The sequence below is a fragment of the Parabacteroides hominis genome, assembly GCF_014287585.1.
Taxonomy (GTDB): Bacteria; Bacteroidota; Bacteroidia; order Bacteroidales; family Tannerellaceae; genus Parabacteroides; species Parabacteroides hominis.
Genome location: NZ_JACOOJ010000002.1, coordinates 134,689 through 161,312 on the forward strand (window position 1 = coordinate 134,689; position 26,624 = coordinate 161,312).

24 protein-coding genes are annotated in these 26,624 nt (G+C 49.1%); 3 read left to right on the forward strand and 21 right to left on the reverse strand.

Translation table 11 applies throughout. From position 1 onward, the window contains the following. From H8S65_RS02000 to nrfH, 14 genes are all read right to left on the reverse strand, one after another. Complete coding sequence (locus tag H8S65_RS02000; protein ID WP_186928290.1) at positions 1-1,731, reverse strand: sensor histidine kinase; 1,731 nt, start codon at positions 1,729-1,731, stop codon at positions 1-3. A gap of 4 nt (positions 1,732-1,735) precedes the next feature. Next, the gene (locus H8S65_RS02005; RefSeq protein WP_186928291.1) at positions 1,736-2,857 is read right to left on the reverse strand and encodes a sensor protein KdpD; all 1,122 of its coding nucleotides are present in this window, start codon (positions 2,855-2,857) and stop codon (positions 1,736-1,738) included. Between the two features lie 16 nt (positions 2,858-2,873). Then, complete coding sequence (locus H8S65_RS02010; RefSeq protein WP_186928292.1) at positions 2,874-3,629, reverse strand: TorF family putative porin; 756 nt, start codon at positions 3,627-3,629, stop codon at positions 2,874-2,876. Between the two features lie 21 nt (positions 3,630-3,650). Beyond that, complete coding sequence (locus H8S65_RS02015; RefSeq protein WP_186928293.1) at positions 3,651-4,232, reverse strand: K(+)-transporting ATPase subunit C; 582 nt, start codon at positions 4,230-4,232, stop codon at positions 3,651-3,653. Between the two features lie 116 nt (positions 4,233-4,348). Next, positions 4,349-6,391, reverse strand: a complete 2,043-nt coding sequence (gene kdpB / locus H8S65_RS02020; protein ID WP_186928361.1) for a potassium-transporting ATPase subunit KdpB — start codon at positions 6,389-6,391, stop codon at positions 4,349-4,351. 37 nt (positions 6,392-6,428) lie between these two features. Then, complete coding sequence (gene kdpA, locus H8S65_RS02025) at positions 6,429-8,141, reverse strand: potassium-transporting ATPase subunit KdpA (protein WP_186928294.1); 1,713 nt, start codon at positions 8,139-8,141, stop codon at positions 6,429-6,431. A gap of 21 nt (positions 8,142-8,162) precedes the next feature. Continuing rightward, on the reverse strand, positions 8,163-8,285 hold the full coding sequence (locus tag H8S65_RS21285) for a potassium-transporting ATPase subunit F (protein WP_363182493.1): 123 nt from the start codon (positions 8,283-8,285) through the stop codon (positions 8,163-8,165). 465 nt (positions 8,286-8,750) lie between these two features. Continuing rightward, positions 8,751-10,091 carry a sigma-54-dependent transcriptional regulator gene (locus H8S65_RS02035; protein WP_186928295.1) on the reverse strand — a complete coding sequence of 447 codons (1,341 nt, stop codon included), beginning with the start codon at positions 10,089-10,091 and terminating at the stop codon, positions 8,751-8,753. 53 nt (positions 10,092-10,144) lie between these two features. After that, positions 10,145-10,810, reverse strand: coding sequence for a Crp/Fnr family transcriptional regulator (locus tag H8S65_RS02040; protein WP_186928296.1), 666 nt, complete (start codon positions 10,808-10,810; stop codon positions 10,145-10,147). Between the two features lie 68 nt (positions 10,811-10,878). After that, positions 10,879-12,189, reverse strand: a complete 1,311-nt coding sequence (locus H8S65_RS02045) for an alginate export family protein (RefSeq protein WP_186928297.1) — start codon at positions 12,187-12,189, stop codon at positions 10,879-10,881. Between the two features lie 23 nt (positions 12,190-12,212). Then, complete coding sequence (locus H8S65_RS02050; RefSeq protein ID WP_186928298.1) at positions 12,213-13,007, reverse strand: cytochrome c biogenesis protein; 795 nt, start codon at positions 13,005-13,007, stop codon at positions 12,213-12,215. Between the two features lies 1 nt (position 13,008). Continuing rightward, positions 13,009-14,247: a cytochrome c biogenesis ResB family protein gene (locus tag H8S65_RS02055; RefSeq protein ID WP_186928299.1), complete on the reverse strand. Its 1,239-nt coding sequence runs from the start codon at positions 14,245-14,247 to the stop codon at positions 13,009-13,011. A gap of 1 nt (position 14,248) precedes the next feature. Further along, a complete protein-coding gene (gene nrfA / locus H8S65_RS02060; protein ID WP_186928300.1) occupies positions 14,249-15,736 on the reverse strand; it encodes an ammonia-forming cytochrome c nitrite reductase in 1,488 nt (495 codons plus the stop codon). Between the two features lie 24 nt (positions 15,737-15,760). Continuing rightward, the gene (gene nrfH / locus H8S65_RS02065) at positions 15,761-16,351 is read right to left on the reverse strand and encodes a cytochrome c nitrite reductase small subunit (RefSeq protein ID WP_186928301.1); all 591 of its coding nucleotides are present in this window, start codon (positions 16,349-16,351) and stop codon (positions 15,761-15,763) included. 94 nt (positions 16,352-16,445) lie between these two features. Between nrfH and H8S65_RS02070 the strand changes: the two genes are divergently transcribed. Then, positions 16,446-17,282 (forward strand): OmpA family protein, encoded by an 837-nt coding sequence (locus H8S65_RS02070; protein WP_186928302.1) that lies wholly within the window; start codon positions 16,446-16,448, stop codon positions 17,280-17,282. Positions 17,283-17,606: 324 nt separating this feature from the next. Here the strand turns inward: H8S65_RS02070 and H8S65_RS02075 are convergent, their stop codons facing one another. From H8S65_RS02075 to H8S65_RS02085, 3 genes are all read right to left on the reverse strand, one after another. Beyond that, positions 17,607-18,461, reverse strand: coding sequence for a fimbrillin family protein (locus tag H8S65_RS02075; protein WP_186928303.1), 855 nt, complete (start codon positions 18,459-18,461; stop codon positions 17,607-17,609). A 61-nt stretch (positions 18,462-18,522) separates the two neighbouring features. Continuing rightward, a complete protein-coding gene (locus tag H8S65_RS02080) occupies positions 18,523-19,755 on the reverse strand; it encodes a sugar MFS transporter (protein ID WP_186928304.1) in 1,233 nt (410 codons plus the stop codon). Positions 19,756-19,760: 5 nt separating this feature from the next. After that, positions 19,761-21,254: a DUF4153 domain-containing protein gene (locus H8S65_RS02085; protein ID WP_186928305.1), complete on the reverse strand. Its 1,494-nt coding sequence runs from the start codon at positions 21,252-21,254 to the stop codon at positions 19,761-19,763. Between the two features lie 338 nt (positions 21,255-21,592). On the opposite strand from H8S65_RS02085, the gene H8S65_RS02090 reads away from it, so the two are divergent. Together H8S65_RS02090 and H8S65_RS02095 are read left to right on the forward strand one after the other, a co-directional pair. Further along, complete coding sequence (locus tag H8S65_RS02090) at positions 21,593-22,021, forward strand: Hsp20/alpha crystallin family protein (RefSeq protein ID WP_008148924.1); 429 nt, start codon at positions 21,593-21,595, stop codon at positions 22,019-22,021. Positions 22,022-22,175: 154 nt separating this feature from the next. After that, a complete protein-coding gene (locus H8S65_RS02095; protein ID WP_186928306.1) occupies positions 22,176-22,658 on the forward strand; it encodes a ferritin in 483 nt (160 codons plus the stop codon). A gap of 56 nt (positions 22,659-22,714) precedes the next feature. On the opposite strand, the gene H8S65_RS02100 is transcribed toward H8S65_RS02095, so the two are convergent. The 4 genes from H8S65_RS02100 to H8S65_RS02115 are packed head-to-tail and all read right to left on the reverse strand — an operon-like array spanning position 22,715 to position 26,437. Continuing rightward, positions 22,715-23,491 carry an SGNH/GDSL hydrolase family protein gene (locus H8S65_RS02100; RefSeq protein WP_186928307.1) on the reverse strand — a complete coding sequence of 259 codons (777 nt, stop codon included), beginning with the start codon at positions 23,489-23,491 and terminating at the stop codon, positions 22,715-22,717. A gap of 16 nt (positions 23,492-23,507) precedes the next feature. Continuing rightward, positions 23,508-24,374 carry a glycine betaine ABC transporter substrate-binding protein gene (locus tag H8S65_RS02105; RefSeq protein WP_186928308.1) on the reverse strand — a complete coding sequence of 289 codons (867 nt, stop codon included), beginning with the start codon at positions 24,372-24,374 and terminating at the stop codon, positions 23,508-23,510. A 24-nt stretch (positions 24,375-24,398) separates the two neighbouring features. Continuing rightward, positions 24,399-25,214 (reverse strand): ABC transporter permease, encoded by an 816-nt coding sequence (locus tag H8S65_RS02110; RefSeq protein ID WP_186928309.1) that lies wholly within the window; start codon positions 25,212-25,214, stop codon positions 24,399-24,401. Further along, positions 25,211-26,437 carry a quaternary amine ABC transporter ATP-binding protein gene (locus H8S65_RS02115; RefSeq protein ID WP_186928310.1) on the reverse strand — a complete coding sequence of 409 codons (1,227 nt, stop codon included), beginning with the start codon at positions 26,435-26,437 and terminating at the stop codon, positions 25,211-25,213. Before H8S65_RS02115 ends, H8S65_RS02110 begins: the two co-directional genes overlap by 4 nt. Between the last annotated feature and the right edge of the window lie 187 nt (positions 26,438-26,624).

The following is a 26,624-nucleotide window of genomic DNA, read 5'->3' on the forward strand; positions in this document are numbered from 1 at the left end:
TTAAACATTAAAGGTGATGACAAACGTGCTTCCCCTACCCACTTCGCTGTCCACGCGTATCGTACCGCCGTGGGCTTCGACAAAGTCTTTGCTGATGGCAAGGCCGAGGCCGCTTCCTTGCACTTTCGTTCCGGGAACGCGGAAATAACGGTCGAAGATACTCTGGTGGTAACGCGGGTCGATCCCTTTTCCAAAGTCCTGCACGAATATTTCGACCTTCTTGTCCGCCTGGCGCGCACCGATAATGATACGGCCGTTCTCCGGCGTGTAGTGGATAGCGTTGGAAAGGAGGTTCGTAAGCACCCAGGCGATCTTCTCGCTGTCGACAAAGAGCTTGGATATCTTTTCGGGATACTCCACTTCGATATGGCAATTGAAGCGCTCCGCCTGCACACGGTTCGCCTTGATCGCATAATCGATCAGCTCGATCGGCTTCGTGATCTTCGGGCTCAGTTGCAGCTTGCCCGTCTCCACCTGTGTCATTTTCAGCAGTTCGCCGGTGATTTCGAGCAGGCGGTCGCTGCTTTCGCGGATGCTTCCGGCAAGTGCTTTCTGCTCGTCGTTCATATCCCCCACCCGTTTGTCTTCGAGAAGTTTCAGGCTCATAAGAATGGCCGAAATCGGGGTTTTCAGTTCATGGGAGATGGTGGAGATAAAAGTCGTCTTGGCAGAGTCCAATTCCTTGAACTCGGTGATATTTTTCAGGAGGATCACATCGCCCGCATACTCCGTTTCACGCCCGTCGCCATCCGTTACATGGATCGGGATGTATTTGGCCTGGAAATAGCTTTCCTTGTCATCGGCATAGATTTTCAAAGGCTCCTTTTTCTCGTCGGGCTGGATCAGTTCGCGCACCAGCCGGCGGAGCAGGTCATTCTTCAACGCCAGTTCGGCGGCAGACTTTCCCATTACGTTCTCCCGTTTCAGATTCAGAATGGTGAGCGCCTCGTCGTTAGCAAAAAGGATGGAACGGTCCCGGTCGAGCCCGATTATCGGTTCGGTGATACTGTTGACGATCGCTTCGATGTATTTTTTGGCCTGGATGATGTCAGCCAGCGTACTCTTCCGGTACTCCGTCAGACGCTCCGCCATCCGGTTGAACGAGAAGGCTACTTCGGCAAACTCCAGGTTGTCGCCCAGGTCGAGCCTCTTTTCGTAATTATGGTTGGCAATCTCCAGGATGCCGTCAGTCAGTTTACGGATCGGCGATGTTATGGAACGGGGCAGCCGGATCAGGAAAGCAAAAGCGATCAGGATGCAAGCCACCGCGATAATACAAATCCACAGCAATGCCTGGTCCGCCGTATGCTCGGCCACCTTGCTCTTCCGGTAGATCGTTGCCATATTCAGGCTCATAACATCGTTGAGTGCCATCCTGACACGCTGTATAGTAGTGTCGTTCAGGTCCCGGTGCATCGCCTCGTACTGTGCGACCAGATGCGCCGTCGCCACATTCTCGTCGATCTCCGTGATATTCTTCTGCTGCAAATCCAGGTTCTTTTCGAACTCCGTGCGTGCCTGCGGATCGTTCTTGATCCGTTCGAGGGCACCCAGCATCCGGCGGGAATAGAGAAGCGAATTATAATTATCCGCCAAGATATTCTGCGTGTCGGAAGACATATCTGTAATATTCCGCACGGCCAACCCGCCCAGCAGAACGATCATCGTAAACAACAAACCGATCCCGAAGGTCAGTTTCGTTTTTATTTTCAGGCTTAAGAACTTATCCATACGCTTATGCTATTATTATCAGGTCAATATTCAATTGCGACAAACTGTTTAACAACGTCCTGTATTGGAAAACCGACAGCAGGACGGAACGAAGGCTGAATAAAGGTTTACCCACGCACACCGTGCTGATCTGTTTTTCCTTGCACACCCGGACGATACTTTTCGGGATGCTCCCGGACTGGATGCGGATCACTTCGCCCCCCAGTTCCGTAGCCAGCTTGAAATGGTTCGAAAGATAACGCTGGTTCGCCAACGGTATCCGGTCTATGCTTTCACGCGGTGTCTGGACGTACAGCACGTAAAACTTCGAATTATAGCGTGTCGCCAGACGAGCCGCTTTGCGAATCACCTTCCTGGGGGTCTTCTCATGACTGCTGATGCAGGCAAGGAACCGCTCGTGACGGACACCCGTATTGACAGGGACCGAGTTTTCGACTTTCTTTTCGACCCGGAGCGCCACTTCCTTCAACGCCAGTTCGCGGAGTTGCAGGATATTTTCGGACTTGAAGAAATTGTTCAGCGCGGTCTGCACCTTCTCCGGCTTGTAGATCTTGCCTGCTTTCAGGCGCGCCACCAGTTCGTCGGCGGTCAAGTCTATATTGACAACCTCGTCCGCCTGCTCCAACACGCTGTCGGGGATGCGTTCCTTCACCTCGATGCCCGCAATATCCTGCACCTCCTCGTTCAGCCCTTCGAGATGCTGGATGTTGACGGCGGTAATCACGCTGATTCCCGCTTCGAGGATATCCATCACATCTTGCCAGCGTTTTTCATTCTTGCTGCCCTCGATGTTGGTATGCGCCAGTTCGTCGACGATCACCACCTCCGGATGAATGTTCAGGATGGCATCCAGGTCCATTTCCTCGACCTCCTTTCCCTTGTAGAAAGACTTACGGCGCGGAATCAGGGGCAAACCGCCTACCAGTGCCTCCGTCCCGATCCTTCCATGCGTCTCGATGTAGCCGATCCTGACGTCTATCCCGCTACGGAGCAGCTCGTGCGCCTCCGACAACATCCGGTACGACTTGCCTACACCGGCAATCATGCCGATGTAGACTTTGAAGTTGCCGCGCCGTGACTTTTTCAGCAAATTCAAAAAGTGTTGTACACTCTCTTCCCTGTTCATCTGTTTGAAAAACTGTTTACGGTTTCAAAGTAAAGCCGAAGACCAGATGTGCATCTTCCAACCGGGGATTCCAGATGGCCTGTGCAAAAATAGGCAAAGAAAACGAATCCGTGATCTTTATAGCGGTAGTTCCTTTCAATGCCACATTCGTAACAGCAAATCCGTTGGTATAGTATTGGGGGGTTTTGTAAGGGATCAACCCGCAGGTGGCGGTCAAGTCGACACGTTTCACCGAGAACGGATAGTTCAGTTCGACGTAGGAAGAATAGTTCTGGTTGCCGTCGGCGTCCTTGTCCTGTCCGGCGAACATCGTGTACCAGGCCAATGACAAAGGGAACTTTTCAAGCGGGAGCGTGTAGGCAAGACCCGCCTCGAAATGGTGGGCGGTTTCATGGCTCTTGAAGTTAAAATACTTGTTGGCACCTTGTCCCGCCCACCAGAGATCGGCAATAGACAGTGTCAACCCGGAAGCGCCGAACGTATAGGCGGCGGTAAGGTCTATCTCCTTATTGGCAAGACCTTCGGAAGACTGGTAGCCGTCGAAATCGGTCGACCCCCAAGCTGTCAGCGAGAAGCCGGCCACACTAAAAGCCAATGCAGGCTGGAAACTCGCACCTGTCTGGTACATGCCACGCCATATGTAAGAACTTACCAAGTCACCCTGGACTGCGAATTTCACCCCGTTTTCATTTTCGGAAGCTTTTGCCATTCCGAATGAACATAAAGAAGCTGTTACTACTGCGGCTATTGCCTTTTTGATTATAGTGTTCATAATTTACTCTTGTTTTATTTATTATTCCTTTGTTTCTAACTTTTCCAATGCCACGTTCAATTTCAGGACATTTACCTTTTCCGGCCCGAAAATCCCCAATAGCGGACCTTCGACATGGGCATTGACGAGCGCCATGACCTTGTCGGGAGAAATGCCGCGTGCCTGCGCTACACGTTGCACCTGGATGTAGGCGGCTTTCGGGGAGATGTCGGGATCGAGGCCGGAAGCACTGGCAGTAACCATTTCGGCAGGTACTTGCTCACGTTTCAGGTACGGATGATATACAAGGAATGTGTCGATACGTGCCTGTACGTCCGCCAGATGTTCTTCGTTAGACGGCCCTTTGTTGCTGCCCGACGAGCTCGAAGCATCGTAACCGTCTCCGGCATGGGACGGGCGGCCCCAGAAATAAATGTCTTTTGTGAACTGTTGCCCCACATTGGCAGCACCTACGATCCGACCGTTCAACTCGACCACATCGGCATTGCCTTTGTTGGGAGAAGCGACCTGGGCGAAAAGCCATAAGATAAAGATATAGCTGACACTGAACAGAATGCAGAAAGCAATCGTCAGTTTGAATGATTTAAACAGATTTGATATCATAAGATTCGATTTTCTTTTCGTTTTTAATAGGGAAACACCCGCTACCGCCCGGCAATCTTTCCGGACAACGTAGAAGCCTTGGCCGGACGGCGCGCAGTGTCAAGAGATATTTATACTTAGAAAAATAGAGAAACTACCATGTCGATCAACTTGATCCCGATAAAGGGAGCGATCACGCCGCCCACCCCGTAGATCAACAAGTTACGCCGTAGCAGAGCCGATGCCCCTATAGGCTTGTAGGCCACCCCGCGCAAAGCCAGCGGAATCAGGATCGGGATAATGACCGCATTAAAAATCACGGCACTCAAAATCGCACTCTCCGGACTATGCAAATGCATAATGTTCAAAGCCGCCAACTGTGGTATCGCCACCATGAACAAGGCCGGGACGATCGCGAAATATTTCGCCACATCGTTTGCGATACTGAAGGTCGTCAGTGTTCCGCGCGTCATCAGCAACTGCTTGCCGATCTCTACGATCTCGATCAGTTTTGTCGGATCATTGTCCAGGTCCACCATATTACCGGCCTCTTTTGCAGCCTGCGTGCCACTGTTCATTGCCACACCGACATTTGCCTGGGCCAGTGCCGGTGCATCGTTCGTCCCGTCGCCCATCATGGCGACCAACTTGCCGGATTCCTGTTCTTTCTTGATATAGTTCATCTTGTCTTCCGGCTTCGCTTCGGCGATAAAATCGTCCACTCCGGCTTTCTCGGCGATATACTTTGCCGTCAACGGATTGTCGCCCGTCACCATCACCGTCTTGACTCCCATCTTGCGTAACCGTTCGAAACGCTCCTGGATGCCGGGTTTTATAATATCTTGCAGCTCGATCACCCCGATGATGAAGTCGTCTTGCGAAACCACTAACGGAGTGCCGCCGTTACCAGAGATCTTCTCGACTAATCCTGCCACCTCCTCCGGATACTTGTTTCCAGCTCCTTCGCTCATCCGGCGGATAGCATCGAAAGCTCCCTTACGAATACGGGTTCCGTCTTTCAGGTCTACCCCCGAACACTTCGTCTCGGCCGTGAACTTGATCATCCGCGAACCCGAAGTGCTCAAATCGCGGATGCGGACGCCACGTTCGCGTCCCAATTCGACGATCGATTTGCCTTCCGGCGTCTCGTCCGACAGGGATGCCATCAGGCAAGCCTGCACGAAAGAATGTTCGTCGACCCCGGCTACCGGATAAAACTGTGTCGCTTTACGGTTGCCGATCGTGATCGTACCGGTCTTGTCGAGCAATAGGGTATCTATGTCTCCGGCTGTCTCTACAGCCTTTCCGGATTTGGTTATTACATTTGCACGCAAGGCACGATCCATTCCCGCAATGCCGATCGCAGACAGCAGCCCGCCGATCGTAGTCGGGATCAGACAAACAAACAAGGAGATGAAGGCCGCGATGGTGATCTGTGTGCCCGAATAGTCGGCAAGCGGTTTCAACGTTCCGCATACCACCACAAACACCAGCGTAAAACCGGCCAACAAGATCGTCAAGGCAATTTCATTCGGCGTCTTTTTCCGCGAAGCCCCTTCGACAAGCGCAATCATTTTGTCGAGGAAACTCTCGCCCGGCTGTGTCGTCACCACCACCCGTATCTGGTCGGACAGTACTTTCGTACCGCCCGTCACGGAACTCTTGTCGCCTCCGGCTTCCCGGATGACCGGAGCCGACTCGCCCGTTATGGCACTCTCATCGATCGAGGCCAGCCCCTCGATGATCTCGCCGTCGGAAGGGATCGTATCTCCGGCCTCGCAGATAAAGATATCACCTTTTTTCAACTGCGAACTGCTCACCGTCGTGATTTTCCCGCCTGCTTCCACCCGTTTCGCAGGTGTCTCTTCGCGCGTTTTGCGCAAGCTGTCGGCTTGTGCCTTACCACGTGCCTCGGCGATCGCTTCAGCAAAGTTGGCGAACAGAAGCGTCAGGAAGAGCACCATGAAAACCAGCATATTATAACCAAACGATCCCTGTGTCGCATCACCTCCGGCTGCCGACCAGACCGTCACCACCAACATGACGAAGGTCACCACTTCAACGATAAACATGATCGGGTTGCGGAACATCGTCCGCGGATCCAACTTCACGAACGACTGTTTCAGACTTTCTATTACAAGCTCCTTCGGAAACAAAGAAGCAGATCTATTCTCTTTCATCATATTATTATTCAATTCTCAAATTTGAAACTCCGGTTTACATATAGATGCTAAAATACTCCGCAATCGGCCCTAATGTCAGTGCAGGGAAGAAAGACAGGGCAGCCACGATAAAGATCACACTGAATGTCATCACGGCAAATGTCACGGTGTCCGTTTTCAAAGTCCCTGCACTTTCAGGGATAAACTTCTTCTGCGCCAACAGTCCGGCTATCGCCACCTGCCCGACAATCGGAAGGTAGCGGGAGATGATCAGTGCCAACCCTGTCGTAAAATTCCAGAACCAGGTGTTGTCGCCAAGCCCCTCGAAACCCGATCCGTTATTGGCGGAAGAGGAAGTATATTCGTAAAGCATCTCGCTGAGACCATGGAAACCGGGATTATTCAACCAACCTCCCTCCGCTTCCACAAAAGCCGGATTATACACCCAATAATAGCAGGCGACTGCTGTCCCGATCAGAATCACGAACGGATGTGTCAGCGCCACGATCGTTGCGACCTTCATCTCGCGCGCCTCCACCTTCTTCCCTAAGAATTCCGGAGTACGGCCGACCATCAAGCCACTGATAAACACGGCGATAATCAGAAAAGCATAGTAATTCATGAACCCTACGCCCACACCTCCAAACCAAGTGTTTATCTGCATATTCAACATCTCCATCATCCCGCTGAGCGGCATCGTACTGTCGTGCATCCCGTTGACGGAACCGTTTGAGGTGACTGTCGTCGTACAACTCCACAGGGCGGTGGCGGCAGGACCGAGGCGAGTCTCCTTTCCCTCCATCGCGCCGGCTCCCTGGTCAATCCCCATCTGGGAGATCATAGGGTTACCTTTCGTTTCGTAATAGGTGTTGATCCCTACGCTGGCGAGGTAGGCAAAAAGCATAACCCCGAAAATCGTATAAGACAGCTTTTTCCTTTTCAAATAGAATCCCAACGCAAAGACCATAGCCATCGGGAGGATCAGTATCGACCAGCATTCCACCATATTGGTCAGGTAAGTCGGGTTTTCAAGCGGATGCGATGAGTTCACCCCGAAATAGCCTCCTCCGTTGGTTCCCAACTGTTTAATCGGTATGACAGCGGCAGCAGGACCTTGCGAGATCAGCTGTTCGTTGCCCTCTAAGGTCGTCAGCTTCATCTTTCCGTCGAATCCCATCGGCGTTCCTTCTATAATAAGGATGAACCCGACGATGAGCGACATCGGCAGCAGGATACGGGTACAACTTTTCAGCAGCAGGTTCCAGAAGTTACCGATCGTATTGGTTGTCTTGGCCGCCATCGCCTTGAAGATTCCGGCAAGGGCGGCCATCCCGGTAGCTGCCGTGATGAACTGGAAAAGCATGATCACGAACAACTGGGTAAAATAGGTCAGTCCGCTTTCCCCGCTGTAGTGCTGAAGGTTGCAGTTGACCATAAAACTGATGCAGGTGTTGAATGACAGGTGTGACGACTGCCCGCCATTGCCATCGGGGTTAAGAGGCAGGTATTGCTGCGTCCACAGCAGGATCATCCCCCAAAAGAACCAGAAAAGGTTGATGGTCAGCAACGCCTTCAAGAAACTTTTCCAACTCATTTCCTCGTTCGGATTGATCCCGCATATTTTGAAGATCCATCTTTCCACCGGGGCGAGAAAATCGAGGCATGTCTTCTCCCCTTTATATACTTTTGCGATATACTTACCCAGCGGATAAGCCAGAACGACCATGAGCACGATCTGCGCAATACTTCCTATTAATTCTGTATTCATCTTTTCACTTAAGCTAATCGTTTAAAACTTTTCGGGCTTCACCAGTACATAAATCAAATACCCGAAGATAACCAGGCAGAGTACAAACAGTGCTGCAAACATACTTTCCTCCTTTTCTAAATCTTTTCGAACCAATCCACACATTTAAAGAAAAACCAGTAGCAGGCTCCGCCTACCACACACAAAAAGCCAAAAGACACAAATTCATTTTCCAACATCTTAAAATACTTTTAATGTTAATACTATTCATCGTTTTACCTTTCTATATGCCAACGGCGTGCCAAACGTGAAAGATTTTTCGTGAAGAAAAGAATATCAGCAAATTAAAGTTTGGTCATGGAGTTCGAAGCAGGTGGCGACCCTTCCATTTTGAAAAGGTTACCTTTCCAGAATGGAAAAGTTTACCATTTCGGTATCATCTGGAATAAAACTCTTCCATCTATTGAAGGGAACTTAATAGATAATAGATTTATTGACGAAAAAGATTTTATAATTTATATGATATATCTGATTCTAAATTTCATATGAAAGTCAAAACACTTTGGCATCAGTTCCTTCATTCTACGAGAACGGGATTGGAATACAATATACAGACAATGAGCTGAAACACTATAATCCATACTCTTCTATTTTCCGGTAAAGCGTAGTCAAACCGATACCCAACAGGCGGGACGTCTCGGTCTTGTTGCCGTTTGTATATTTCAATACCTTTTGGATGTGCATTTTTTCGACGCCGCTGAGATCGAATCCGGAATAGCCGTTGTCAGGAGTAGCTTGAAGGTTCTGCATGTTAAGGGGCAAGATGTCGGGCGTGAGGGTATCGCTGTCGGCGATAATGAGGCTGCGCTCGACGACGTTGCGGAGTTCACGGACATTCCCTTTCCAAGGGTTCTGCTTCAAGATACGGATATAATCCGGAGAGATCACGCGGATAGTCTTCCCCATTTTGGAAGATAGCGCGGAGACGAACGCCTCGACATGCAGAGGGATGTCACCTGTTCGTTCACGAAGCGGCGGCAGGTGGATCTGAAAAACTGAAAGACGATAGAACAAGTCCTCACGGAAATGGCCTTCGGCAATTTCTTTTGCCAGGTCGCGGTTGGTAGCGGCGATCACACGTACATCTATTTTAAGAGGCTTCGTGTCGCCGATCTTCAAAAACTCGCCGGTTTCGAGGATACGGAGCAGCTTAGCCTGCAGATCGAACGCCATCTCGCCGATCTCGTCGAGGAAGATCGTTCCGCCGTTCGCTTCTTCGAACAATCCTTTCGTCTCTTTCAAGGCGCCGGTGAATGCTCCCGCCTTATGGCCGAACATCTCGCTTTCCAACAAATCATGGCTGAATGACGAGCAGTTGATGGCGACAAAGGCTTTACCGTTGCGGGAGCTATGCCGGTGGATGGACTGGGCGAAAACTTCCTTGCCTGTCCCAGTCTCACCGGTCAGAAGCACGGGGACGTCAGTGGCAGCAACCTTGCGCGCTAACGCTACTGCATCCTGTATGGCAGGCGAACGACCGATGATGGTGTCGAAAGTATATTGCTTTCCTACTGCGGAGGCAATAGTTTTCGACTGCCGGTAGGCGGCGGTCGCTTTCTCCGTGGCCTTGGCGATCAGAGGGAGGATTTTATTATTGTCGTCGCCTTTGGTGATATAATCGAATGCCCCGTTTTTGATAGCTTGCACACCATCGGGGATGTTGCCGTGTGCTGTCAGGAGAATCACTTCCGAGAGGGGGCGCAGTCTCTTGATCTCTGACACAAGTGCTACGCCGCTTCCATCCGGCAAATAGACGTCGCAAAGGATTACTTCGGGATCGTGCTGCTCCACTTGTTTAATTCCTGCCTTGAAACTTGTGGCCTGGAGCACGTCGTAGCCTTCCAGCCCGATGATGCGGGACAAGAGGTTTAAAATCTGCTTTTCATCGTCAATAATCAATACTTTTCCCATCTTCCTATTCTATTCTGACGGGACAAATATAGTATATTCTTCAGAGATACGCGTTATAACATGCAAGTCAATGCCTGTTTGTTCAGGATGTGGACTTTGTTACGGGAAATCTGGATAAATCCACTGTCGACAAGTTTGTTAATCTCTTTAGACAGGGCGGGCCGCGTCACACCGAAATATTCGGCGAGCTGCACTTGGTTGTGCTCCATTTCAACAATGTCCGAACCGGCTTTCAGATGGTCGAGCAGGTAATAGATATAACGGCTGCGGATGCCCCGGAACGAGAGGACGCGGAGGCGGGTCATCGTACAACGGTTGCAACTGGTGCTGACGCAGAGGAAATTGTGCAGCAGTTGAGGCATACTGTGCATCAAAGAGAAGAAATCGGTTTTGGCTACACGCACGAGAGTTACCTCTTCTTCGACAGTAAAGGTGGCGGGAAACTGGTTCTTTTCAGCGAAAATATGCGGAGTGGCAAAGGTGCGCGGGGCCTGAATGACCTCCACGCGGACCACATTGCCGGATACGTCGGTCACATCTACATTCAACTTTCCTTTCAAAAGAATGTGCAAGGCATTGCAAGAGGTTCCTTGCCGGATGATGGTTTCCCCCTTCGGATAACGATCTACCGTATATTCTATCTTGTCGAGCAATTCTTCTTGCATCTTCAAGGTAAAGTTACGGAAAAGCGGAATTTTAAATATGTCGCGAATATCCATATATTTTTTGTTTAGTGCCAGACCAGTTCTTATTTGACAAAGATAGGACTTTTCCGGCACTAAACAACTCACCATTTCGTCATAAATACGCGCGGATTGATGTTTAACGACAACCATCCCCAATCCTGCCAACTCGACTTGCTGCCGCCTTTTACGACTTCCATCGTTTCTCCGGCAAGCATCGTCGAGTAGCCGGCAGAAAGTTTCACATCCTTCATAATCTCCCAATCCACCTGGAAATCGAGTTCGGATCCCAGACCACGGCTTGCCTCTTCACCGGGACGTACTTCGATATCGCTCGTGATAGAAAAGTAGTGGTAGGCGAGCGAGAGGTTTACTTTCTTCGATGGTTTGTAGGCGATGGAAAGTTGATTGTCCCACAAGCCGGGGTTCATGTTCTTACCTATGAATTTGGAGGCATAGAAATAGTCCATTGCGCCATAGAACTTATGGTGCGTACCGTACAGAGGGTCGAAGGCCTTGTAGGTCCCTTCGGAATTGTCGCCATCCCCGCTCAAGTAATCGCTACCGATACCGATCTTCCATTTCGGATCGATCTGGCAGGCGGCATTGACAGCCCACATGAAGGCTGAAACGTCGCGGTTTGTGACAGTCTTACCGAACTGATAGTAGAAGGTTCCTCCAAAGGTCCAGTTGCCCGGCAGGTAATAGAGGTTCGTTCCGAGCGTCTGCATATACTTCGTATCGGCCTTTTTCTCTTCGGGGTTTTCCGGTTCGATGCCTAAGTTCATAAAGAGGAAAGAGGCACGGAAATCCTGGCTGAACTTATGTTGATACCAGAGGGTTTGCATCGTCTTGTAGGGTTGCCCGCCGGGAGCGTAGTAGGTTCCGCCGATCGTCTTCTCGTCGTTCTGGTTGAAGGAAAGGATGAGGTGGAGCTGGTTGCCGGCGTCCTGATAGCCCAGTTTGAGAGCATCATGGTAGCGTCCGGCTACGTTCCAGTCGAGCCCGCCGAGGATGCGTTCGTCGTCGTAGATCAAAGACTGGCGACCGAGCTTGGCAAACAGGCCGTGGCCGAAATCCAACTGTGCCCAGGCTTCGTTGAGGATGAAGCGGCCGTTCTTGTCGATCTGCGGGTCTTGCCCCCATACGCCGACGTGCTGGGCAGAGAGTCCGACGGAGAGGTTGTCACGTTCGTAGTTCATCGTGAGGCGTGCGCGGTTGTTGATAAAGCCTGTCGCCTCTTCTCCTTTATACCGGGGAAAGAGGACGCCGTTGCGATACTCGGCCCGTGGACGTATCTGGATATTCATGGAGAAGGTGTTCTCCTTAGCATCGTTTTTTTCTGTTTCTTCGGCACGAATCTGGCCGGCGCTCCAAAGGACAAGCCCGGAAAGTATGCAAACAAGTTTCTTCATACGATTTATTTTTAAGTGAATGACTATTCCATATTATAAGTATGTACGCTTTTTCCTTGCGCGGACGGCAGGTAGTTCACCCCGAACCAGCAAACCTGGAGGAGGATGAAAGAGAGGAGCAGCAATCCGAGTGCAGCCTTATGGCGTGCCTGCCGGTTGAGCCTGAAGTGGATATACAGGAGGTTTCCCATCCAGGTAGCGGCAGCCCAGGTTTCTTTCGGGTCCCAACTCCAATAGTGCCCCCAGGCTTCCTTCGCCCAGATAGCCCCGAACAGCATGCCGATGGTCAGGAAAGCAGTTCCGACATAGATCAGATTGTCACAGAGATCCATCTTGTCGTTGTCTATCGCCTCGCCTTTCCGCCGGAAGAGCAGGTAGAGTGCGAAGATGGCGGCAGCTCCCAACACGGCATAGGCGAACATATAGACGATGACGTGCGGGGCAAACCAGGGACTTTGTAGGGCAGGCATCAGCGTCTTGTTGTGTATTTCCGGTTTCAGGAGATTAATACAGATAAACACGCCGGCAAGCAGTGTACTGAACGAAAGTATCCATTTGTACCGCCAGCGGACATAGGTGATCAATCCGGCTACCGGAAGGAAGAAGGAGTACCAGAGGCGCGTCTCCCCCATCGTGCGGAGGGGCGGGCGTTCCAGCGATATCCACATCCCGGCGATAAAGGCGAAAAAGACGACTAACCCCAACAGGTTGAAGGTTACGGCGCGTCCGAAACCTTCCGGGCGATAGGCCATCCAAGCGCTCACTCCCCAACAGAGCAGGGCGGGAAGGGCAAAACAGATAAAATGACTCCAATCCATATCAATTCTCCTTTTTCTTCGGTGCAAAAATAAACAGGCAGACAGCCCCGGACAGCATCATGCAGATTCCGGCATAGACAACCGGCAGCCAAGGATCGCGCACCAGTTCGAAGATGCTGGTTTCACTCCATTTGCCCATTGTCTCGTCGTAACTGAGCTGGTAAATCTTCCACCCGGCGACAGAGAAGGGCTTGTTCACTTCGATCAGAGCCTCTTTCTTTTGTTTGTCTTTTGTATAGACAGTCACGTCGGAGGCGAAGCGTCTCGGCTCACGTTCGGGCATGACAAGTATTTCCGAGTCGCTCAAAGGGAGGGTGACGTAGGGGAACATGTAGTTGCCGGAGCTTACCCAGCCTTCGCGGCGGCTTCCGTCTTTCCGGTTCAGCGCTTTCACATACAGGGCGGAGGTCGCGCCTTCGGACTGGAAGCCTACGAAATTCACCGTGTCCTTGTCCGCTACACAGGCGGCCATCGGGAGGTAGTCAGTGACTTCGACCGTCCAATCCAACAACGAGCCGGAAAGGGGCGATTCTTCTACCAGGAGGTTGACAGGCTGCCCTTCGGGCTGTGCTTTGCCGGTAGTGTTGTCTATGATCATCAGTTTGGGCGGGTATTCGTCGATCGTGAAGTTCTTCAGTTCGATGGCAAGCGAAAGTTCGGTCATGCCGCCGGTTTCGTCCGTCGCACGCCATTCGGCCGCTCCTTCGGAGACGGGCATACGGAGACGCTGCAGGTCGCCGTTACCTAAAATGGCTGCCCAGAGCGTAATGAACAGCCCAGCGTGGTTGAGGACGAACGGGATGTCTTTCCACCGGAAGCGGGCGAGCTTGCGGAGCGTCACCTGGCCCAGAACCGTCAGCACATAAAGGAAAAGCAACACGAAAGGCCACGAGGTGGTCATCCTGTTGAACCCCAGACGGGCGATCAGCCCGCCGGCTGGATGTTCTGTCGGGGCCACTTGCGGAGTGAGCCCCATCAGAACGACTAACACCAACCAAATACACAATGACGTTATGCTTGCTTCCAAGCCGGCAAACCAGCGCAAGGCTGCACTCCGCCGGCTCAGAAGATGTAAGAGCAGGAGCAGGACGAGATAGGCTCCGCCGAACAACAAATTGACCGGATACCAGAAAAAGGCGGCATCCACGTTGCCGGTAGCGAGTTGGAGAATAAGGCCGGTTACCAATAGACCGGCTCCTATCGCCCAACCTTCTGCATATCTCCAGGGCTTATTCCACATATCAACTGTTTTTTGCCAGACGGTTGTTAGCCTTGGCTTCTTCGAGCCACTTCGGAACGACTGTGTTCAGGAATTTTTCTTTCTGGGCACGCTCGGCCGGGATATCGAGACCGATGTATTTCTGCGCCTTGTCTTTCGTACTGATATCGGGCATCGGAACGTCGTCTGTATAACCTAACTTAGCCAATACTTTGGAGATAGCCAGACGGGCCTGCAAAGCTCTGTCGGTTCCGTTGCCCAGGATACGTTGGATTTCCTGCGGGGCATGGAAAGCACCTCCGTGAGAAGCTACGCCGAAGTCCCAACGCCACTGTGCCTGGCGGATCAGTTGCAGGACAGGAGCCATTTGTTCTTCGGTCGCTCCCTTATCCCAGGCAAACTTGGCTTCGATATGAGCCTTTGCCAATTCTGTCTCCAAGCGGTCGCGCATTTCGCGGGCCTTGTTCTGACGTTCGTAGACATTGTTACGGAGGGTTTCTTCGCTTTCGCGGTGGCATACTTGGCAAGTACGGTCTATCATGGCGAGCGGGCTCATGATGTGGTGATCGCTATACTTCACGCCGCCTTCACTCTTGTAAGGCATGTGGCAATCGGCACACGATACTCCGCGCTGGGCATGGATTCCCATCATGGAAATCTCATAGTCGGGATGCTGGGCTTTCAGGATCGGGGTACGACTGAGTTTATTTTTATAGTCGAAAAAGCCTGCCTCGTCGTAGTAGGCTTCCATGTCTTCCACCGTGAAACCTTTATCCCAGGGGAAAGTCAGGTATTTGCCGTCTCCTTTGAAGTAGTATTCCACATGGCACTGTGCGCAAACCAACGAACGCATTTCCTGCGGCGTAGCTTTCGTAATGTCCTTGCCCTGACGTTGGAAAGCTTCGATCAGGGCGGGACGGCTGATACGGAGGTTCATGTTCACCGGCTCGTGGCAGTCGGCACAGCCGATCGGGTTCACGATCTCTTTACCCATTGCCGACCATTTGCTTTTATAGAAGTTTTCAGCGCCGATACTCTGCATCATACGGGGCACATCAGGGCTTTTACAAGTCCAGCAGGTTGCCGGCTGCGGGCCTCCGTCCTCTTCCGTCATAGGAGAACCTACGCGGAGGGTATGGCGCATATCCTCGATTGCGTGCATGTGCCCGCGGGGAGTCGAATAGTCTTTGGAGAAAGCGTAGCCGGCCCAGAGGATAACCATATCGGGACGTTGTTCCAGCACATCCACGGCCTGGCTCCCGTTGTAGAGGCTTTCGAAACTGGTGTCTGCCGTCTCCGTCCAGGTCTGATACTCACGCGGATAGTTTGGTTCGAACATCTCATTCCTTCCTTCAACGTCTTTTATCTCCGTCTTCTTGTTGTTTAAGACACTGGCTATCTCCACCCGCCTTTCCGTAACAGAGGAGGCCAGCATGCCTAATACAAAAACGACCGCCATCGTTCCGATGAACAACAGCCAGCCTTGCCATGATTTTAATCTCTTTTCCATATTTGTTGCATTTTAATTTATCGGTTATTCTGTAAGCATATCTTTCAACCATTGCGGTGTGTTTGTCTTCGGATAGGGTACGAGGGCGTTAGGCGTTGACGACAGACTGTTCGTGCCCCCATGAGGCACGTCGCGATGGCAATCCCAGCAGGCTTTCCCCTCACCGGCAAGCGCCATCTCATGATCGATCCGGCCCGTCGTAACGAACTCGGTGTTCAGTTGCGTATGACAACGGATGCAGTTGTCCATGATGACCTCGGCGCTGCCGTTAAGCGCCTGGATGACTTGCGGCTCCCCGCGCATCGTAAATACAGCAGCATGACGCAGGCCGTCCATGCCTTTGAATAGCCATTTTTTGGCAAAGTTCTGGTGTGGTACGTGGCAATCGTTGCAGGTGGCGTTACGACTGTGCGAACTGTGGTTCCAGGTAGCATAGTAAGGACCCATGATGTGGCAATTCACACATCCCGACGGATCATCCGACAGGTAGCTCCAAGCCCTGGATGCAAAGACAGTATAGGCTCCGAGACCACACACGACTCCCGCTGCCACGACAGCAAACAATTTCACCCGCCGCGTCGGAAGCACTGTGTTTATTATTTCTCTTATATTCATACAGCCTTAATTATAGTTTAATTATTTGCAAATATCCTAAACCTGCAACAAGTAATATGTAATATATATTACATTCGCTAAAAATATTCATCAGATGAAAAAGGTTCTATTTGTAGCAGTCTCCGCACTGCTTATCTGCACATCTTGTGTAACGAAGAAAAAGTATCTGCTGGCCGAGAACGGACGCCTGGAAGCCATCGCACGGGGAGACGACCTGCAGAACCAGCTTGTGAATTGCCGCAACAACAACGACGGCCTGACCTCGCGCCTTTCCGTCCTCGAACGAGACACCACCCGCATGGGAAAGGACATCCGCAACTATCAGAGCATGTTGAGCACTAACATGACGGAACAGGAGAAGCTCAATTCCCTTTTAAGCCAGAAGATGAGCGAACTGGATGAACGCGAACGTACCATCAACGAGCTTCAGGACATGATAAACGCCCAGACCGAACGGGTGCAAAACCTCCTGAACAGCGTGAAAGACGCTCTCTTAGGTTTCAGCAGCGACGAACTGACCGTCAGGGAAAAAGATGGGAAAGTGTACGTCGCCATGTCGGACAAGCTCCTGTTCGAATCAGGAAGCGCCCGTGTGGACAAGCGCGGGAAAGAGGCTTTGGCTAAACTCGCCGAAGTCCTGAACAAACAAACTGACATCGACGTCTACATCGAAGGCCATACCGACAGCAAGCCGATCAACACCGCCCAGTTCAAAGACAACTGGGACCTTAGCGTGATACGCGCCACCTCCGTCGTCCGCATCCTGACAAAAGACTACGGTGTCAATCCGTTGCAGATCCAACCGTGCGGCCGTGGAGAATTCATGCCGGTAGCCGATAACGAATCCGCCGACGGCCGTGCCAAGAACCGCCGTACGGAGATCATCATGGCTCCGAAATTAGATAAGCTGTATCGGATGTTGAATCAGTAAAAATCATAAAAAAGAAGATGTATCAAATGCCCCTTGTCTCCGTGTTGAACACGGGAACAAGGGGCAGGCCTTATCAATCAGATATTTGTACGGTCGATTCTAATGCGATACGGCATCAAGCGCAAGTACGGGACTGCTTGACACAGTACCGAATAAACAGGTTTCCCTTTATAAAACACGATCTACCACATGACCTTTTGTACACGCCATCTAAAGAATAAACAAAACAGACTAAATACAAACACATTTTTTCATAACCTCTCTTTTTCGTTGCATATAAAATGATAATACAAAAAGGATATTGCAGAGGGGTTACAGGCTTTTTCAGTTAAGAGTTGCTGTAGCTTTCTGGTTACCTTCATTTATAACCAAAGTAACAACGGCTCTACTTCCAGGCAACAGATAAAGTTCCTTGAATTCACCATTCACATCAGCGACCATGATAGGAAATACTAATTCCTTCCCATTTTCATCTATATAAGTTATTGTCACAGCATTATCCGTTGGAATAAAAACCCCCTTCGCCTTTCCCGATTCATCAAAAAGAGAAAACGGATATTTATCAGAGACAATCAAGTTTTCAAATCCACCATTCTGAAACGAATAAGTTCCGGACAGAGCAACTTTAGAAATATAGATATTATCTTTCGTCAATTTAACGGGTACATCGCTTCCTTCTTTGGATTTATGCACGACAATATCCAACGCTGCAAGACGTTCTTCCAAATTTACCAAAACAGCAGTATCGACAGGGGCTGAAACCGACACACTCTTACTTGCTTTAAAACCACTAATATACCATTTATCCTGTTCTCGAAGATCGACAGATAACGACAAATTTTCTTTATCCAATTGATCCGAATAAGGCCGATAAGAGATCAGGTCTAACGAAGATCCGTCCGAAGGCAACAGAACTACGTTAGAAACATCTGTCGGCTTTAAGTATGAAATGTCTCCCTTCCTTTCCACATTATATTCGCTGTTAAACTGATTTTCAGTACCAGTTTTAGAATCAAGCAACAAAACACCTATTGATGCATCCGATTGCCACCATAATTCAGGACAAACTTTCAAACTCAAAGTACGTAGATCATTCGGCATCTGCAAATCATCGTTATCCGAACAAGCATAAAAGGCTAACAACATCAAAGTTGCCATAAAATATCCAATCTGTTTCATTATAATATGTTCTATAAGCTCTTACAAAGAGAAATATTTTATTATTGTCAAACTATTTTTACTATCCTCTTTTACACCTCAAGGCAAAGTACAGAATATACAAAAAAGCCGCCAGCGGGATCACGAACCCGACCGCCATGTTGTCCGCACCGATATATCCCATCAGCATCGGGGCAAAAGCGCCGCCTGCCACTCCCATCACAATATAGGAAGAAGCTTTCTTCGTGTAGGCTCCCATTCCTTCCAGGCCGAGGGCAAAGATCGTCGGGAACATAATAGACATGAAGAAGAAAGACAGATAAAGAGCATACAAAGAAACCGTACCGATAGAAACGACTACCAATGCCATACAGATAGCATCCGCCAATGCAAACCACGTCAGGAGACGTGCCGGAGACATCCATTTCATCGTAAAGCTGCCGGACAGACGACCGATCATGAACAATGCCATCCCTCCGAAAGCCAGGATGCGTGAAGCCTCGATATTTGTCATGGTGGTTTCGACTTCCGTCACATAGTTAATGAAGAAACTGAAAATCCCTGTCTGGGCGGCACAATAACAGAACTGCGCAACGATAGACCGGACAAACTGCGGATGCCTCCACATGGAGACAGCACCGGATGCGGGTGCATGTTCTTTTTCTTCCGCATCCGTATCTTCTTCCACCTGTACTTCGGGTAGTTTGGTAAAGATGAAAAGAATGGCTACCAGCAAAACAACCGAGCCAACCAGGATATATGGTTTCGTCAGCGTAAACGGATCGCTCTCCTCGCCACCGAATATCAGCATGCCACCGACCAGCGGGCCTAATATCCAACCTAACCCGTTAAACGATTGAGACAAATTCAGGCGTTGCGCCCCCGATTCCTTCGGTCCTAAAATCGTGGAATAAGGATTGGCTGCCGTTTCTAAAATACACAATCCGCAGGCAATCACAAACAAAGCGACCAGGAACGGAGAAGCCGAATGCAGATAAGCCGCCGGAATAAAGGCAAAAGCACCTGCTGCAAACAAGCAAAGCCCTAAAATAATCCCTTTCTTATATCCGAAACGCTTCATGAACATACCGGCAGGAAGCGCCATCAGGAAATAAGCGATATAGGTGGAGAACTGCACAAGGCCGCTCTCAGCTTTCGTCATCGTAAAGACACCCTGAAAATGTTTATTCAATACGTCCAGCAACCCGTGGGCAAAGCCCCACAATAAAAACAGGCTGGTGATCAATATGAACGGGACAAGATAAGACTTCCCTCCGGGAGCGGAAAACAAAGTTTTCTGATTATTCTTTTTCATGCTTGCTATTTATTACGAGTCGGCAAAGATACTCTTTTTTTCAGATAATACCCTCCTCCCATATAAGAGACCGTATAAGCCGAATCCGGCGAACTGCGGTAGACAGAAATCTCGCCGAACACATACAGGGCCGAATCCAGATCCAGCCGGAGAATATCCGGATATAAATCATCCGGGATCGAATCGGACGGAGCCAACCCGGCCTTCTCCATCTGGCGGAAAAGCAAAGAATCTCTTTCTGCTTCGAAAAGAATTAGTGAGTTTTTATCGCATAAATAGAAGGTGTCCATCTGTATCATGCTGTTTATCGGGCCTTCGTCATAGCGTCCGACAGCCTGGAGCGTTTCATATCCCGTAATATCCAAAGGTGAATAATCGGTAATGGTTACATATTCATAATAATTACCCGGATTTGTCGGAATCGGATAATTGTCACGCTTTTCCTGCGAGATCCGTTCTATGTCCCTCGCTGTTATGCCTGGTATATACGTGACCAAGGACAACAAAACGACGGCAAGCACAGCCGCATACAAATAATGTGCGGTCCGTCGGAAAAAGAACAGCAGGACAGTCCCCGTCAGGATTGCGCCTACCACCACCAGATACACCCGCGCTTCCGTATATCCGTACTGGTTAATCCGGTAGAAAGTTCCCACCCAATACATGACCAACGCCGGAAGTACAGCCCAACCGGAATAGCGGTAAAACCAATCATAATATCTTCTCTCCAGGAACGGCTGGCAACTTTTCAGAATGAATGTAGCCGAAATAAAACTGACGACAATATAAGCAACCGCACCTTTGGGCAAGGACCACAAAACGGCCACTTTGACAAAATAGAGATACAAGATAACCGCATATATCAGCAAGGCCGGCGAAAGGACGTAATTCAGCAATACATCGAACAGTTTGTTCACGCCTTCCTCCTCCTCTTTCTCCCGGTTAAACAAAAGGAACAACAACGGCAATATCCCTGCAAATGCGATACTGGACGAATAGGCCATAAACCTCCGTTCCCCATATTGCCATATCTCAAAAATATACTGGATCGAATAATAGATGGAGATAGAAAGCAGCCAAGCAATCCCGGCCAGCAATCCGGCAGAAAGCATCGCCCGAAGGTAACAAAGCCCTTTCCTGACAAACCTATCGTTATCCCGTCTCCAGTCGCACACCAGATACAGCAGTTGCACTACTACGAGCGTCACCCAATAGAAAACAGACCAGAAATCTTTCTCCTTCCAGAAAAACGGAATAAAGAACAACACAGACAGATAATAGGCAAAACGCCAGCGCGATCCTTCCGTCATCGAATTCAATGTACAGGTAATCAGGAATAAGACCGGGAAGTAATAAACGACAACAGCCAGTCTTGCACAAGATGTCTCATACAGCGCGCAACCGAAACAGCAAAATAAAACAGACAGAACTACCTCTGCCGGATTGTGCCGCACTGCTATCTGTAAACGTTTGAGAAGAGCCTCTATTTTCTTTTTCATACCTTCAATATTTATGATTAGGCCATAAAGATAAGCGTTATTGCTTTTCTGTCACTATTTACATGCCAAAATGGTTCCTTTTCTGCCAAATTTTCCTACAGGCACTCTCCATTAACAATCCCATTTTCAAACACATAGATCCATACGAGTAAGCCTGTTTACCTAAAATCATGGCCTCCGGAAAAGGTTTTCAACTTCGTTTATCATCCTTTATCCATATTAACGCCGGACACATTAATCTGGCATGCCTTTTGAAGTTGGTATAGTGCTTTCGGGTTAGAAAAGACGAGAGCGGAAAAGAATATAAATGTTTAATTAAATAATTGGAGGACTGTATTATGACACCGATGAGAAGAAGTCAAAATTGGCTACCGTATGTATTCAATGATTTATTTGACAACGACTGGATGATTAAAGCAAACTCTACAGCTCCAGCCATCAATGTGATTGAATCGGAAAAGGACTATCGAGTAGAGGTTGCTGCTCCGGGCATGACAAAAGACGATTTCAACATCCGTATCGACGAGAACGACAATCTGGTCGTATCGATGGAGAAAAAAGAAGAAAAGAACGAAGAAAAGAAAGAAGGACGCTATCTGAGACGCGAATTCTCCTATAGCAAATTCCAGCAAACAATGGTTCTTCCTGAAAATGCAGAGAAAGAAAAGATCGAAGCAAAAGTCGAGAATGGTGTGTTGAACATCATCATCCCGAAAATGAGCGAGGAAGCAGCCAAGAAAGCTGAAAAGATTATTGAAATCAAATAATCTGTTTGTCCTTTATAAACGAAAGGCTATAATGGTTTGTTTTATTGGAAAAATATTATCCGGATAAAGCAAACCATTATTTTTTTATCTATATCTTTGCCTGTATAAAATTGTATTGTATTATAAATCTAATAGAAAGAAAGGAAACAGAATTATGATTTTAAGCAAAAAATTATCTGAAGCATTTAACGCACAGGTCAATGCAGAAATGTGGTCATCTAACTTGTATCTGTCCATGTCCGTACATTTCCAGAAATTGGGATTGAACGGTTTCGCACACTGGATGAAAAAACAAGCAGACGAAGAACTGGAACATGCCCATAAATTGATTGACTTCGCAATCGATCGTGGTGGTGATATCACAATCGGCCAAATTAATGTTGTACCTACTGCATGGGGCAGCGTCATAGAGTTATTCGAACACGTTTACAAACACGAATGCTACGTTTCCGAACTGATCGACAAAATGGTCGATATCGCTGAAGAAGAAAAAGATCACGCCTCAAGAGACTTCCTCTTCTGGTTCGTTCGTGAACAGGTTGAAGAAGAATCTACAGCCAAAGATATCGTAGACCAGTTGAAGAACTACGGCGAATGCCACATCGGCATTCTTGACCACAGATTGGGCAAAAGATAAAAACAATGGACAATGGACAATTAAAAGATGCGAGTGTGTCAACTAATTGTCCATTGTTAATTCTCAATAATATCAAGTATCGCTTTTCCCCACAACTCACCCAAGGCTGCTGCTCCTTTCTGATTAGGATGCAGATAGAAAGTTCCGGCATTTCCTTTTTCGGGGAATAGTTCGCCTTTATAATGCACCTTGAAATAATCGAAACCATCCGTATCTCCCATAAAGACCTGTCCGGGAAAACGTTTGGAATAATCAAGCACCAAGGCTTGCAACTCCGGATAATAGCTCTGTAGACGATTCAAACCCTCTTCCAGATATTTAGCTCCATTGTACGTATTCGGGCTATACCACACCGGACGATGCAACACGATCTTGCAATCCGGATATAGAGCCAGCAATTTGTCGATAATCGTTTTCATATTCTCATAATACTTGGCAGGAGAGGCCGGAGCCCCGTTCGGTCCTGTAATGGCGCTGTCGTTCGTCCCAAGCATAACGGAAAAGATCAATGTAGCCCAAGTTTCATCTTTGAACTGGTCGGCAACCTGGACTACCTTCGGGAAAAGGGATTCGGTTTGAGGAAGAAAATCAAGAGTCGTACTTCCGCTCACTCCCTGATTGGAATAACGGACAGTCCCGACAGCAGGCTGCCTGCGCAGATACAAAGCGGCTTTCACAGGAGGTGCATCGTGCCTCGGATTTTCCAACAAAACCCCCTGCGTTATACTGTTTCCGATAAATACTATATTCAGGTTCTTCTTTTCCTCCCCCACCATATAACAACTGATTGTCATACACAACAACAAACCTATAATTTTCCGAATATCCTTCATAATTCAATCTTTCCTACTACTCTGCGAATGTAGGAAAAAATTCATTAACTTCCGGATGTTCGGACAACCAAATTTTAGCTCCTTCCTCCTCATGCATAGGATGCCCTTCCACCAAATCCATCAATTCGCTCAATTGGTCATTATCGAGAGAAAAGTTCCGGAAAAAAGCGGCGGCATACGGATCTTTTTCAGAGAACCCTTTGGTAGCCATAATCTGAATGTGTTCGGCATCGCCATACTGCTTCTGCGGATCATCCAGAAACTTGAGGTCGTAGCGGGAGAACATCCAGTGAGGCGTCCAGCCGGTTACCACGATCCATTCCTTGTTCTCGATCGACTTCTGCAGGAATGCGACCATTGTCGAACCGCTCGAAGGTTTCAAGGTCAGCTCGACCGGATATTCCCGAATGACACGTTCAGTCTCGTTCATCAGGCCGGCTCCTACGTCGATACCGATTATCTCGTTGCGAAATTCATCTTTATGCTCATTCAATTCATCTATGGAACCGATCGTGACATACGAAGGGACTACCAGCCCCATCTTGGCATTTTTGTAGGCCACACCTAACGTTTCCAGGTGATCGCCATATTTCTTTATATAATCGGCATGCGTAGCCGGAAGCCAGGAATCCATAAAGACATCGACTTTGCCAGCCGCCATCGAGACAAAGACCGGCGCGATATCCGCATTTCGCAGTATCACGTCATACCCTTTGCTCTCAAGCATGACTTTCGCCAGATAGCTCATTGCAATTCCTTCCGACCAGTTTACATAACCGATCGAGACCTGTTTCCTGTCTTTCGAGGAATTGCTGCAATCTGCGAACATCATCATGAAGGCAACAATAAGGGATAAATTTATAATGATAATCAATCTTCTCATAAACACTTTTCTTTTTATCTGTTTTTACTTTCTACGGACAAAACCCTGCGTAATACGATCCAGGACGATCGCCAGAATCACGACGGCTATACCGCCTTCGAAGCCAAGTCCGATTTTCATTTGTGTGATCCCCTTCAATACGATCTCACCCAATCCGCCGGCCGAAATCATGGCCGCTATCACAACCATGGACAGAGCCATCATGATCGTCTGGTTCACCCCTGCCATAATGGTCGGCAAGGCCAACGGAAGCTGCACCTTAAAAAGAAGCTGTCCCGAAGTGGCCCCGAACGAGCGGGTCGCCTCGACAATATCATCCGGAACCTGACGGATACCTAAGTCGGTAAGGCGGACAACCGGAGGCATGGCGAATATCACGGTGGCAAAAGCGCCCGGAACAGGCCCTAACCCGAAAAACAGGACAGCCGGAATCAAGTACACGAAAGCAGGCATCGTTTGCATCAGGTCCAGAACCGGACGGATCACTTTAGCCGCCTTATCGTTCCGTCCGGTCCAGATTCCGAGCGGGACACCGAACAGCAGGGCGATGATCGTCGACGACAAGACAAGCGCCACGGTCTGCATAGTCTGTACCCAAAATCCCATTCCCCAGATCAAAAGTAATCCGAGCAAAGTCAGGACAGCAGTACCCTTTCCGGCTTTCCACCAAGCCAAAGCAGCTATTCCCGCAATCATCAGGTAGAACGGGATCCACATCAGGATTCCCTGGAAACCGTCGATAAAGCCGCCCACGATGTTATTAATCACATCGAAAAGGCCGGCAAAGTTTTCCGTCAGCCAGTTAATGGCTATTTCTATATATTTTCCGATATTTATCATAAGTCTATTGCGTTTTGAATGATTTCTTCTATTTCTTTCTGATCCTTGCCGGTCATCTCGATAATGATAGCCGAGGTCGACACGACACCTTTCAAGCGGTTATTCTCATCGACCACCGGCAAAGCCTGCTGGACCTTCGGCAAGAGGGGCAACATATCTTCCACCGTCGTATTCTCCAATACCGAAGGGACCTCTTTCACGACAATCGAACCGATGTCCCGCGTCCCTTCCTTACGCAGTCGGAGCACATCTTTCAACCGTATTTCGCCGAGGAACTGATCGTCCGTACCGATCACGGGCAAGGCATACAAATGTCTTTCCCTCATCTTGCGGATAATCGCCTCCGGACCATCTTTGCGGATGCGGACAACGATCGGTTGACTCAGCATGATGGAAGAAGCCGTAACGACACGTCCGCGATCCACGCTCTCGGTAAAGCGGGTGACGTAGTCATTCGCCGGATCAGTCAGGATCTCTTCGGGCGTCCCGACCTGCACGACTTCGCCATCCTTCATAATGGCAATGCGGTCACCCAACTTGATCGCCTCGTCCAGATCATGCGTAATAAAGACAATGGTACGTTTCATCTTCTCCTGCAAGTCCAGCAATTCGTCCTGCATCTGCTCCCGGATAAGCGGGTCAAGGGCCGAAAAAGCCTCGTCCATCAGCAGGACTTCCGGGTTATTCGCCAGAGCACGTGCCAGCCCGACACGCTGCTGCATACCACCGGAGAGTTCGTCCACACGCTGGTTTTCATATCCTTTCAATCCGACAATCGCTATACTTTCATGTGCTTTCTTCTCTCGCTCTTCTTTAGAGACGCCCTGCAGTTCGAGGCCGAAAGCGATATTGCTCAAGACTGTCCGGTGAGGCAGAAGACCGAAATGCTGGAATACCATCGCCATCTCCTTGCGGCGTATCTGTAACAGTTCTTTATCCGACAGGGATGTGATATTCCTCCCGCTCAGCCAGATCTCTCCCATAGAGGGTTCGTTCAACCGGTTAATGCAACGCACCAACGTCGACTTACCACTGCCGGAGAGTCCCATTATCACGAACATTTCTCCTTCCTTTATTTCCAGATTGGCATTACGGACGGCAACAGTACAGCCCGTTTCTTTTAAAATTTCCTGTTTGCTTTTACCTTGCTTTATCATCTTTTTCGCTTTGCTTTTCTCAGGTCCGAAAAGGATGGATAAGTTTTTTATTTCTATTTTCGTCATACTAAAAATTATATTTGGTTATGTTTAGAAGTAATACCCAGGATCGGGTTTGTGGCGTCTATTAAGTAAACAGAGAAAACTGAATTTAGTTTAAATAGGACAGTATTATTCGATCCTTACTCATTTTTAAGGATATCATAAAGATTCATAAACAGAAAAGATAGTCAAGATTTATTCAATCTATTAT

Excerpts from the sequence above, each read along its gene's own strand:
- H8S65_RS02000 (WP_186928290.1), bottom strand. The coding sequence starts at position 1,731 with ATGGATAAGTTCTTAAGCCTGAAAATAAAAACGAAACTGACCTTCGGG.
- H8S65_RS02005 (WP_186928291.1), bottom strand. The coding sequence starts at position 2,857 with ATGAACAGGGAAGAGAGTGTACAACACTTTTTGAATTTGCTGAAAAAG.
- H8S65_RS02010 (WP_186928292.1), bottom strand. The coding sequence starts at position 3,629 with ATGAACACTATAATCAAAAAGGCAATAGCCGCAGTAGTAACAGCTTCT.
- H8S65_RS02015 (WP_186928293.1), bottom strand. The coding sequence starts at position 4,232 with ATGATATCAAATCTGTTTAAATCATTCAAACTGACGATTGCTTTCTGC.
- kdpB (WP_186928361.1), bottom strand. The coding sequence starts at position 6,391 with ATGAAAGAGAATAGATCTGCTTCTTTGTTTCCGAAGGAGCTTGTAATA.
- kdpA (WP_186928294.1), bottom strand. The coding sequence starts at position 8,141 with ATGAATACAGAATTAATAGGAAGTATTGCGCAGATCGTGCTCATGGTC.
- H8S65_RS21285 (WP_363182493.1), bottom strand. The coding sequence starts at position 8,285 with ATGTGTGGATTGGTTCGAAAAGATTTAGAAAAGGAGGAAAGTATGTTT.
- H8S65_RS02035 (WP_186928295.1), bottom strand. The coding sequence starts at position 10,091 with ATGGGAAAAGTATTGATTATTGACGATGAAAAGCAGATTTTAAACCTC.
- H8S65_RS02040 (WP_186928296.1), bottom strand. The coding sequence starts at position 10,810 with ATGGATATTCGCGACATATTTAAAATTCCGCTTTTCCGTAACTTTACC.
- H8S65_RS02045 (WP_186928297.1), bottom strand. The coding sequence starts at position 12,189 with ATGAAGAAACTTGTTTGCATACTTTCCGGGCTTGTCCTTTGGAGCGCC.
- H8S65_RS02050 (WP_186928298.1), bottom strand. The coding sequence starts at position 13,007 with ATGGATTGGAGTCATTTTATCTGTTTTGCCCTTCCCGCCCTGCTCTGT.
- H8S65_RS02055 (WP_186928299.1), bottom strand. The coding sequence starts at position 14,247 with ATGTGGAATAAGCCCTGGAGATATGCAGAAGGTTGGGCGATAGGAGCC.
- nrfA (WP_186928300.1), bottom strand. The coding sequence starts at position 15,736 with ATGGAAAAGAGATTAAAATCATGGCAAGGCTGGCTGTTGTTCATCGGA.
- nrfH (WP_186928301.1), bottom strand. The coding sequence starts at position 16,351 with ATGAATATAAGAGAAATAATAAACACAGTGCTTCCGACGCGGCGGGTG.
- H8S65_RS02070 (WP_186928302.1), top strand. The coding sequence starts at position 16,446 with ATGAAAAAGGTTCTATTTGTAGCAGTCTCCGCACTGCTTATCTGCACA.
- H8S65_RS02075 (WP_186928303.1), bottom strand. The coding sequence starts at position 18,461 with ATGAAACAGATTGGATATTTTATGGCAACTTTGATGTTGTTAGCCTTT.
- H8S65_RS02080 (WP_186928304.1), bottom strand. The coding sequence starts at position 19,755 with ATGAAAAAGAATAATCAGAAAACTTTGTTTTCCGCTCCCGGAGGGAAG.
- H8S65_RS02085 (WP_186928305.1), bottom strand. The coding sequence starts at position 21,254 with ATGAAAAAGAAAATAGAGGCTCTTCTCAAACGTTTACAGATAGCAGTG.
- H8S65_RS02090 (WP_008148924.1), top strand. The coding sequence starts at position 21,593 with ATGACACCGATGAGAAGAAGTCAAAATTGGCTACCGTATGTATTCAAT.
- H8S65_RS02095 (WP_186928306.1), top strand. The coding sequence starts at position 22,176 with ATGATTTTAAGCAAAAAATTATCTGAAGCATTTAACGCACAGGTCAAT.
- H8S65_RS02100 (WP_186928307.1), bottom strand. The coding sequence starts at position 23,491 with ATGAAGGATATTCGGAAAATTATAGGTTTGTTGTTGTGTATGACAATC.
- H8S65_RS02105 (WP_186928308.1), bottom strand. The coding sequence starts at position 24,374 with ATGAGAAGATTGATTATCATTATAAATTTATCCCTTATTGTTGCCTTC.
- H8S65_RS02110 (WP_186928309.1), bottom strand. The coding sequence starts at position 25,214 with ATGATAAATATCGGAAAATATATAGAAATAGCCATTAACTGGCTGACG.
- H8S65_RS02115 (WP_186928310.1), bottom strand. The coding sequence starts at position 26,437 with ATGACGAAAATAGAAATAAAAAACTTATCCATCCTTTTCGGACCTGAG.